The following is a 9,775-nucleotide window of genomic DNA, read 5'->3' as shown; positions in this document are numbered from 1 at the left end:
GGAGGAAGGCGAGGCACTGGGCGGACAGGAGTGCGGTCAGGGTGGTGTCGGCGGTGACGGGTAGCGGGCAGGTGGCGCCGTCCGGCGGCGCGACGTCCACGGTGAAGAGCTACCCGATCCCGGGCGGCAAGGTCGCGCTGGACCTGAAGCCGGACCGGGCCACCCTGGTCTCCGCCACCCCGGACCCGGGCTGGCAGATGCAGGTGTGGACGAACACCAACGGCCAGTGGCTGCGGGTCGACTTCACCCGGGGCGACGAGGCCAACTCGGTCTTCGCCTCCTGGAACGGCCACCCGCCGGTCGTGGAGACCGTGGTCCGCTGAGACCCCTCCGCGGACCGGGCGCTCCGTCAGAAGCCGTCGCACGGCACGTACCCCGGCAGGTACGGCCCCGCGTACCCCGCCCGGTCCACCAGGGTGTGCCTGGTCCCGCCCGGCACCCCGATGGTGGCCAGCACCACCGCGCCGTAGTCGTCCCGCGCCTCGTACGGCTCGGCCAGCGACAGCGCGCCCCGGTCCACCGCGTAGTCGTAGGCGTAGTAGACGTCCGGCACGCTCACCGCGAGGTCCAGCACCCCGTCCCCGTACCGGTCCAGGTACGCGGCCAGCTCCCGGCCGCGCGGCCCGGTGGTCCGCACCGGGGAGGAGAGCACGATCCGCGTCCCCGGCGCGTCCAGCACGTACGAGAGCGTCTCCGGCTCTCCGGTCTCCGGCCCGGCGTACGCGGTACAGCGCAGCCCGAGCGCGGCGCAGTAGCGGCGGGCCGTCCGCCCGGCGTCGGCGACCGCGAAGACCACCGCGTCGGCGCGGCCCGTGGGCAGCGGCCCCGCCTCCGCCGGGTCCGGTCCGGGGCCCGCCCCGAACAGCGCGGGTTCGGCTGCGGTGTCGGTCATGACTGCCCTCCCGGTCGGCGTACGGACCATCCCGGCCGGAGGTGCACGAACCGTCCCGGCCGTCCCCGGCACCGGGGGTGGAGCCCTGCGCACGGGGGTGTGGCTGGAGGGTGGCGCCGGGGCGACCTGCGCGCAACTGTTCCGTTTCCTCCTGGTCAAGCTGCGCCCCGGAGCGGGAGAATCGGCCGCGCCGCTGTACAGAATGCCCACCACAGGACGGTGCCGCGATGCCCCCCGCCCACGCCCCGAGCTCCCCCGGCTCGTCCGACTCCGGCGCCCCGCACGGCGCTTCCGCCGCACCGGCGGGCAGCTCCAACGACACCATCGACTCCCTGGACGGCCGGCTGATCCGGCTGCTCGCCGAGGAGCCGCGGATCGGGGTGCTGGAGTGCTCGCGCCGGCTGCAGGTCGCCCGGGGCACCGTGCAGGCCCGGCTGGACCGGCTCCAGGCGAAGGGCGTGATCGGCGGCTTCGGCCCGGAGGTGGACCCGGCGGCGATCGGCTACCCGGTGACGGCCTTCGCCACCCTGGAGATCTCCCAGGGCCAGGGCGCGGACGTGCGGGCGCACCTGGCGAGCGTGCCGGAGGTGCTGGAACTGCACACCATCACCGGGATCGGGGACATGCTGGTGCGGATCGTGGCCCGGTCCAACGCCGACCTGCAGCGGGTGATCGACCGGGTGCTGGGCTTCGACGGGATCGTCCGCTCCTCCACCGCGATCGTGCTGGAGAACCCGGTGCCGTACCGGATCCTGCCGCTGGTGGACCAGGCCGCCGCCGAGTAGGCGGGTCCGGGGGGACCGACGCACCGATCCGGCGTAGGCAGGAGGCCCCGATGGCGCCAAAATTTATATATGAACGTTCTACAAACCCTCGCGCCGCCCTCCGGCCCACTGATACCCGTGGCAGCCGCGCCCTCCCCCGGGTCGGCCCCGGCATGACGAACGCCGTCGCGGCCGACGGTACCGCCCCCACCCTCATCGCCTCCGCGCAGCGCGCCCTGCGCCTGCTGGAGACGGCCGCCCGCTACCCCAAGGGCGCCACCGCCAAGCAGCTCGCCCGGGACACCGACCTCGCCCTGGGCACGGCCTACCACCTGCTCCGCACCCTGGTGCACGACCACTACCTGGAGCGCCGCAGCGGCCACTACCTGATCGGCCCCGCGGTCGCCGGGCTGGTCCGGGACGACGGTCCGGCCACCGGCCGGGCCCGGCTCAAGGCGCTGCTCGGCGTGCTCGCCGACGAGCTGTCCGCCGCCGTCTACTTCACCTGGTACCGGCACGGCGAGGTGGAACTGGTCGAAGCCGCCGAGGCCCCCGGCGCGCCGCTGATCGACCGGCACTGCTACCGGGCCGCCGCGCACGCCCACGCGGCCGGCAAGACCCTGCTGGCCATGATGACCGCCGAGGAGCGCCGGGCCCACCTGGCCCGCTACCCGATGGTGCCGTTCACCCCGTACACCCTGCGGGACCCGGCCTGCCTGCCGCTGCTGCCGCGCCAGGGCCCGCGGCAGGCCGCCCCGATCACCCAGTTCCAGGAGTACGCGCTCGGTACGGCGGGCGCGGCGGTGCCGATCGTCGCGGGCAACGGGATCGGCGCGATCTCGGTCTCGCTGCCGATGGCCCAGGCCCACCGGCTGGCCGGGATCGCCGCCCAGCTGCGCACCCGGATGGGCGACGACTTCGCCGCGGTGGCCTTCGGGATCTGACCCTCCCGGACCGGGCCGACCCCGTGCGGGGGGCGGCCCGGTCAGCAGGAGGGGACGCTGCCGCCGCTCTTCAGCGCCTGGAGGGCGGAGACCGCCTCGCCGAGGGTGCCGACCGGCACCAGGCGCAGCGACTTCGGGGTGTTCACCCGGGCGTCCGCGCACTCGTCCTTGGGCAGCAGGAACACCGTCGCGCCGTCCCGGGCGGCCGCCTGCGTCTTCAGCGGGACGCCGCCGACCGGGCCGACGGTGCCGTCCTTGTCGATGGTGCCGGTGCCGGCGATGGTGAGCCCGCCGGTGAGGTCGCCGCCCTTGCCGTCGCCGGCCAGCTTGTCGACGATGCCCAGCGCCAGCATCTGGCCGGCGCTCGGGCCGCCGACCGCGCCCAGGTCGACCTTGACCTTCACCTGGTCCGGCGACAGGTGGAGGTAGCCCAGCGCGGCCGCGGTGGCCGCGTCCTGCGACTCGGCCATCTGCTGGGCGGTCGCCTCGTCGGCCTTCACCGGGTTGGTCTCCGGGTAGACCGTCTCGGTCGGGCGGACCGCCTCCTTCGGGTCGAACCACGCCTGCATCGACCGCCAGAAGGTGTTCCGCTGCCCGGCGTTGGTCGCCGTGATGGTGACCATCCGCAGCTCGCCCTCGGTGGTGCGCAGCGGCGCCCCGGTGATGGTGAGCACCGGCTTGCCCTCGTACGAGCCCAGGGTGTCCGCGGTCAGGCCCGGCCAGGTGAGGGTGTACGGCAGCGGGACGAAGGCGGCCACGCCGAACAGCGCGGCGACCAGCACCCCGCACAGCGTGAGCGCGCGGGTCCGCGGGGAGGCGAGGGCCTTGGAGAGCTTGGTGTCGGACACAGAGGGAATCCAAACACACTCTGTGACTCGCCCGCTCGCCTCCGGGGCGCTCCTGGCCCGGGGCGGGATCGGCCGTCCGCGCTACCTCAGGGCGTCGGCCACCTCGGTCGCCGCCTCCACCACCCGGGGGCCGACCCGCTCGGGCACCATGCCGTTCAGCATCACCACGCCGACGCTGCCCTCGATGCCGCTCAGCCCGACCAGCGCGGCGGCCGCCCCGCTCGCTCCGGACTGCTCCTCCGCCCGGGTGATGACGAAGCCCTGCTCGGGCCGACGCTGGCTGGGGAAGGTGCGCGCCTCCAGGATCGCCCGGCCGGCCGCGCTCTCGGTGAGCGGGTGCCGCAGGCCGGTCCGGTAGGCGACGTGGAAGTCGGTCCAGCTGGGCTCGACCACCGCGACGGCCAGCGCCTCGTTGCCGTCCACCAGGGTCAGGTGGGCGGTGGCGCCGAGGTCCTCGGCGAGGCTGCGCAGGGCCGGGAGGGCGGCCTCGCGCAGCAGCGGGTGCACCCGGTGGGCCAGGCGCAGCACGCCGAGGCCCACCCGGGCGCGGCCACCGATGTCCCGGCGGACCAGGCCGTGCTGCTCCAGGGTGGCCAGCAGCCGGTAGACCACGGTCCGGTTGACGGCCAGCCGGGCGGCCAGCTCGGTGACGGTGAGCCCCCGCTCGGAGTCGGCGAGGAGCTTGAGGACCCGGACGCCGCGGTCCAGGGTCTGGGAGGTCTCGGCAGTCACGACGGGCAATCCTTTCCGCGGCGCTCGCGGGGCGGGCGGCGCCGTTCCAAGGCCGGTGTCGCGCGCAGGTGGGGGTGGCCGCGCTCGGAGCGCACGGCGTCGTCCTTGACGCGCACGCTCCTGCGGCGCCGTTCCGCGGGGGTTGCCCGGTGGAAGAGCGTGGGGGAAAGGTAGTGAAGGAAATGACGCGACGGAAGTGGTTGTCCAAAATTCGGGCGTGATCGACTTCAACACCGCCGCGGAATCGGGACGAATCCCCGCGATTCGCCGGGTGCGCCGGGGTGCGGACGCGCCCCCGGTCCGATGTCCGGACGCGCCGGGGCGGACGGGCACCCGGAACAGGGCCGGGCGCAGGGCCAGGGGCAGGGCCGCGGCCCCGCCCCTGCCGAAACGTTTCCGCGCCCGCTCAGGACGCGCCGCCCCCGGGCTCCCCTATTTGGCCCACTCCCGGATCTTCGCGATCCGCGCCCGGAGCTGGTTCGCGGTGGCCTGCGCGGTGAGCGGCCCGCCGCACTGGCGGCGCAGCTCGTTGTGGATGGTGCCGTGCGGCTGGCTGGTGCGGTGGTGCCAGGCGGCCACCAGCGCGTTCAGCTCCTTGCGCAGCTCCCGCAGCTCCTGGTGGGTGACCACCGGCCGCTGCTCGGCCGGCAGCTCCAGCAGGTCGGCCTCCTCGGCGGGCTTGGTCTTGCTGCGCTGGATCTGCCGGTGCTGGCGCTTCTGGAGCAGCATCTGCACCTGGTCCGGCTCCAGCAGGCCCGGGATGCCGAGGTAGTCCTCCTCCTCCTCGCTCCCCGGGTGGGCCTGCATGCCGAACTCCATGGCGTTGTACAGCACCCGGTCGAAGACCGCGTCGGAGCCCAGCGCCTCGTAGGAGAACTCCTCGCCGCCCGCGCCGTCCGGCCCGTCGTTGGCCCGCTCGGCCTCGGCGAGCAGCCGGTCCTCCTCGTCGAAGAGGCCCTCGCCCTCCTTCTTCGGCCGGTCCAGCACGTGGTCGCGCTGGAGTTCCATCTCGTTGGCGAAGCCCAGCAGCAGCGGGATGGTCGGCAGGAACACCGAGGCGGTCTCGCCGCGCTTGCGGGCGCGCACGAAGCGGCCGACGGCCTGGGCGAAGAACAGCGGGGTGGAGATCGAGGTCGCGTACACGCCGACGCAGAGCCGGGGCACGTCGACGCCCTCGGACACCATGCGGACGGCGACCATCCAGCGCGAGGTGCCCTCCGCGTAGTCGGAGATCCGCTTGGACGCCTCGGCCTCGTCCGAGAGCACCAGGGTGACCTTCTCGCCGCTGATCTCGCGCAGCATCTTGGCGTAGGCGCGGGCCACGTTCTGGTCGGTGGCGATCACCAGGCCGCCGGCGTCCGGGATCGCCTTGCGGACCTCGGTGAGGCGCCGGTCGGCGGCCTGGAGCACGGCCGGGATCCACTCGCCCTGCGGGGACAGCGCGGTGCGCCAGGCCTGGGCGATCAGGTCCTTGGTCATCGGCTCGCCGAGCCGGGCCTCCAGCTCGTCGCCGGACTTGGTGCGCCAGCGCATGTTGCCGCTGTAGCTGAGGAAGATCACCGGGCGGACGACGTGGTCGGCCAGCGCGTGCCCGTAGCCGTAGGTGTAGTCGGCGACGGACTTGCGGATGCCGTCGCCGCCGGCCTCGTACGCCACGAAGGGGATCGGGTTGGTGTCCGAGCGGAACGGCGTACCGGTCAGCGCCAGCCGGCGGGTGGCCGGCTCGAAGGCCTCGAAGCAGGCCTCGCCCCAGGACTTGGAGTCACCGGCGTGGTGGATCTCGTCCATGATCACGAGGGTCTTGCGGGCCTCGGTCCGGTTGCGGTGCAGCATCGGGTTCACGCCGACGCCCGCGTAGGTGACCACGATGCCGTGGTACTCCCGGGACAGCGGCCCGGAGGAGTACGCCGGGTCCAGCTTGATGCCTATGCGCGCGGCGGCCTCGGCCCACTGCTTCTTCAGGTGCTCGGTCGGCGCGACGACGGTCACCTGCTGCACCAGGTGGTTGTGCAGCAGGTACGAGGCGAGGGTGAGCGCGAAGGTGGTCTTGCCTGCACCCGGGGTGGCGACCGCGAGGAAGTCGCGCGGCTGCGTCTCGATGTACTTGTCCAGCGCGCCCTGCTGCCAGGCCCGCAGCTTGCCCGCGGTGCCCCAGGGGGCGCGGCCGGGGAAGGCCGGGGAGAGGTGGTGCGAACCGGCGGGCGCGGCATGGCCGGCGGACCGGACGGGCGCCTGGGACTCCGGGGCGTCGGAGAACAGCGGCATCGAGGAGGCGGCGGCAGTACTCACGGTCTCCGAGGGGGATCATCGCAGGTCAGAGGCGGTTTTGCGGCCTCGTCCCGCGGTCGGGCGGCGATCGGACAACCCGCCCAGCCTACCGGCCCGGCGCCGTTCGGGCCTCCAGGCGACGGCCCGCGCCGGGCCCGGACGGCCGGAAATCGATGTGACCCGGATCACACCGGATACCTCGTGGAACCGGGTAATCACCACCGGCCCCAGGACTCTCACCAGGGTGAGGCCGCACCACCCCACATGCCGCAGCGCGGCCTCGCACCGAACCGAAGGGACCCGCCCGTGCGCACCGTCGAAGAGACCGTCCAGGCCCGCCTGATCCTCTCCGCCCACCGCTCCGTCCGGCTGCGGGTGGTGCTCTCCTACCTGCCGGAGGACCCGCTGGCCGTCCGGATGGCCTTCCCCTCCGAGTTCTCGCTGGACGACCCGGCCGAGCGCCGGGACAGCGCGGACATCGTCTGGATCTTCGCCCGCCAGCTGCTCTCGGCCGGCATCGAGCTGCCGGCCGGCGTCGGCGACGTGCACGTCCGGCCCGCGGTCGGCCGGCGCACCATGGTCGAGCTGCGGGCCCCCGAGGGCACCGCGCTGCTCCAGTTCGACACCGCCGACCTGCGCCGCTTCCTGTGGCGCAGCCGGCTGCTCGTCCCCGAGGGCGAGGAGCACCTGCACCTGGACGCCGACCACGCCCTCGCCCAGCTGCTGGGCTGACGGGGGCCGCGCTTCCGGACCGTGACGTCCGTCGGCGGCGACCCGGGTCCGGGGCCCGGGAAGCCCGTACGGCCGTCCCTCCGCCCGCCCGACGGGCGGACCAGAGGGGCGGATCAGCCCGAGAGCCTGCGCATCAGCCGGACGCCCTGCGCCGCCGTCAGGTGCGGCAGGTACGCCTTGCCGATCGCCCTGGTGATGCCGGGCAGCGCGGCCGGGTCGGGGTACGCCATGTACATCGGCCGGTACTCCGGCTGGAACTTCGCCTTGAACGCCAGCAGCGAGCGGAAGCCGTACACCGGCTCCAGCACCTTGCCCATCCAGTCCAGCATCCGCTGCAGCCCGGTGGGCTCCTCGTCCTGCCCGGTGCGGGCCAGCGGCGCGCCCGAGAGCGACAGGAAGCGCGCGCCCTCCGCCTTGAAGCCGAGCGCGGCCGAGGCGATCAGGAACTCGCTGACGCCGCGGAAGCCGTCCGAGCGCCGGCGCATGAAGTCCAGCGTCCAGCCGACCGGCACGCCGTCCTCGTACACCGGCATCCAGCTGGTCAGCCCGTGCACCACCCGCTGCTCGTCCACCGCGATCAGCACCCGCACGTCCGGGTCGTCCAGCTCCGCCAGCCCGCCGAGCGTGAAGCCCATCTCCGGCAGGCCCTTCTCCGAGACCCATTCCTCGGAGATCGCCCGGATCTGCTCCCGCAGCGCGAGCGGCGCCTCGTGGTACGCCCACCACTCCGCGCTGATGCCCTGCTTGCCGGCCTTGTTGAGAGCGGTGCGGATGTCCTGCCACTTGCGGCCGGTGAAGGCCAGCTCGGGCAGCGGCACCACGGTGTCCTCGGCGACCTGCACCGAGCGCCAGCCGAGCTGCGCGGCGGCGGCCCTGGTCTCACCGGAGACGCTGTAGAAGCACGGCGTCCAGCCGCGGGCGTCGCAGTGGCGGGCGAAGCCGGCCACCGCCCGGGCCCGGTCCTGCGGCGCGCCGAACGGGTCGCCGGTGGTCAGCGCGACGGTGCCCACCACCCGGTAGGCGACGGCGGCCCGGCCCTCCTCGTCGAACCAGTAGTGGTTGCCGTCCCAGGTGGCGATGAACGAGAGCGTCCCGCCGCCGTGCTCGGTCAGCAGCGCCCGCGCCCGGGCGGCCGCCGCCGCGTCGGTGTGCAGCACCGGGCGGCGGAAGACCGACAGCAGCACCGCCAGCGCGACCGCCCAGAACGCCAGCCCGCAGTACGTCTCCAGCAGCCGCGCCACCGGGCCGACCGCGATCGGGTAGTCCGGCAGCAGGTCGTTGTACGCGGGCGGCAGGAACTGGGCCGGCAGCCCGGCCACCAGCCGCCGGGCGGTCGCCCCCGGCTCGAACTCCCCGGCCACCAGCCGCCCGATTCCCACGTAGGCGGCCGCGGAGGCGAGCGCCGCGCCGCCGAGCACCAGGGCCAGCCGGCGCACCGAGCGGCGGGACAGCCGCAGCGGGAACCGCTTGCGGGTGGCCACCAGCAGGACGGTGGTCAGCACCGGCAGCAGCAGCGCCTCGACGAAGTACTGCACCACGTCCCGGCCGACCGGCCCGGCGTCCAGGTACAGCCAGCACAGCAGCGCCGCCCAGAGCAGTTCGGTGGCCACGGTGACCAGCCAGGCGAACCGCAGCCCCCGGCGCAGCCCCTCGGCCAGCACCAGCAGCAACGCCGGGAACAGCGCGGCCATCATCCGGCCCGGGGTGTCGAAGATCCGGACGACGGCGTGCGCCCGGGCGCAGTCGTGCGCCGAGACCGCGCAGAAGTCGGCCACCTCCTCCGGGCTGAGCCGGTGCGAGAAGTACAGCTCGGAGAAGGTGTTGAACGGCCCGCTGGCGTTGTCGTACAGCGAGGCGAGCAGCGGCCCGAAGGCGGCGGCGACCAGGCAGAGCGCGACCAGCACCCGGGTCTCGGAGTGCGAGGAGCGGTGGGTGCGCAGGTGCGGGCGGCCCCGGCTGACCAGCGCGCCCAGGCCGAGCCCGGCCAGCGCGGCGGCGCACCGCTGGACGCTCTGCAGGTGGCCCACGTACAGCGTCATCACCAGCGGGACGAGCAGCACCAGCAGGTGCAGCCGGCGGCGCCAGAGCACGGTGAGGCGGTACCCGAGCACCCCGGCCAGCGCGAACACGCCGACGCCGGGGCCGACCGAGATCTGGTCCTCCACCGAGGCGGTCCACGGCTCCCCGACCGCCGAGCCGAACGCGACCAGCGCGGTGCCCAGCAGGGTGCCGACGACCTGCCCGCCGACCAGCACCGCGAGGGTGCGCCACCGCCCGAGCCGGTGCTCGGCGGCCGGGCCGACCAGGAGCAGCAGCAGGGTGGTGAAGACGTACGAGCCGCTGCCCGAGCACCAGAGCATCGAGCTGACCGGCGTCCACCAGCGGCCCTCGGCCAGGGTGGGCAGGCCGGTCCCGGCCCGCTCCAGCAGCCGGTCGGCCGGGCCGTGGCCCAGGCTGCCGGTGGCCGCGCCGAGCAGCCAGAGCCCGGCCAGCAGGGTCAGCGTCAGCGGCGCCGAGCGCAGCCGGTCGCCGAGCACCCGGGCCGCCCGCCGGGCCCGCTGCGGGCGCGGCTCCGGCGTCCGGGTGACCGGGGGC

Annotated in this window: 9 protein-coding genes; 4 read left to right on the top strand and 5 right to left on the bottom strand. The window is 74.5% G+C overall.

The features are described 5' to 3' along the window. Positions 1-101 precede the first annotated feature (101 nt). Positions 102-323, top strand: a complete 222-nt coding sequence (locus ABZW03_RS29945) for a hypothetical protein (protein ID WP_355265014.1) — start codon at positions 102-104, stop codon at positions 321-323. Between the two features lie 26 nt (positions 324-349). On the opposite strand, the gene ABZW03_RS29940 is transcribed toward ABZW03_RS29945, so the two are convergent. Then, on the bottom strand, positions 350-892 hold the full coding sequence (locus ABZW03_RS29940; protein WP_355265011.1) for a VOC family protein: 543 nt from the start codon (positions 890-892) through the stop codon (positions 350-352). Positions 893-1,119: 227 nt separating this feature from the next. Between ABZW03_RS29940 and ABZW03_RS29935 the strand changes: the two genes are divergently transcribed. Further along, positions 1,120-1,677 (top strand): Lrp/AsnC family transcriptional regulator, encoded by a 558-nt coding sequence (locus tag ABZW03_RS29935; protein WP_355265008.1) that lies wholly within the window; start codon positions 1,120-1,122, stop codon positions 1,675-1,677. Positions 1,678-1,829: 152 nt separating this feature from the next. After that, complete coding sequence (locus tag ABZW03_RS29930; protein ID WP_355265005.1) at positions 1,830-2,600, top strand: IclR family transcriptional regulator C-terminal domain-containing protein; 771 nt, start codon at positions 1,830-1,832, stop codon at positions 2,598-2,600. 41 nt (positions 2,601-2,641) lie between these two features. On the opposite strand, the gene ABZW03_RS29925 is transcribed toward ABZW03_RS29930, so the two are convergent. From ABZW03_RS29925 to ABZW03_RS29915, 3 genes are all read right to left on the bottom strand, one after another. Next, entirely contained in the window at positions 2,642-3,448 is an 807-nt protein-coding gene (locus ABZW03_RS29925; RefSeq protein ID WP_355265002.1) for a S16 family serine protease, read from the bottom strand. An 81-nt stretch (positions 3,449-3,529) separates the two neighbouring features. Next, the gene (locus tag ABZW03_RS29920) at positions 3,530-4,180 is read right to left on the bottom strand and encodes a helix-turn-helix domain-containing protein (protein ID WP_049654777.1); all 651 of its coding nucleotides are present in this window, start codon (positions 4,178-4,180) and stop codon (positions 3,530-3,532) included. A 432-nt stretch (positions 4,181-4,612) separates the two neighbouring features. Then, entirely contained in the window at positions 4,613-6,445 is a 1,833-nt protein-coding gene (locus ABZW03_RS29915; protein WP_355265017.1) for a DEAD/DEAH box helicase, read from the bottom strand. A 309-nt stretch (positions 6,446-6,754) separates the two neighbouring features. Here ABZW03_RS29915 and ABZW03_RS29910 point away from each other — a divergent pair, with 309 nt between their 5' ends. Next, a complete protein-coding gene (locus tag ABZW03_RS29910; RefSeq protein ID WP_355264999.1) occupies positions 6,755-7,180 on the top strand; it encodes an SsgA family sporulation/cell division regulator in 426 nt (141 codons plus the stop codon). A 113-nt stretch (positions 7,181-7,293) separates the two neighbouring features. Here ABZW03_RS29910 and ABZW03_RS29905 read toward each other — a convergent pair. Further along, a partial coding sequence (locus ABZW03_RS29905; RefSeq protein WP_355264996.1) for a DUF2156 domain-containing protein occupies positions 7,294-9,775 on the bottom strand: 2,482 nt, incomplete at its 5' end.

Origin of the sequence: Kitasatospora sp. NPDC004799, from assembly GCF_040609095.1 — a bacterium.
Taxonomy (GTDB): domain Bacteria; phylum Actinomycetota; class Actinomycetes; order Streptomycetales; family Streptomycetaceae; genus Kitasatospora.
The sequence above is the reverse complement of the archived record's forward strand: the minus strand, read 5'-3'. Positions and strand labels throughout refer to the sequence as shown.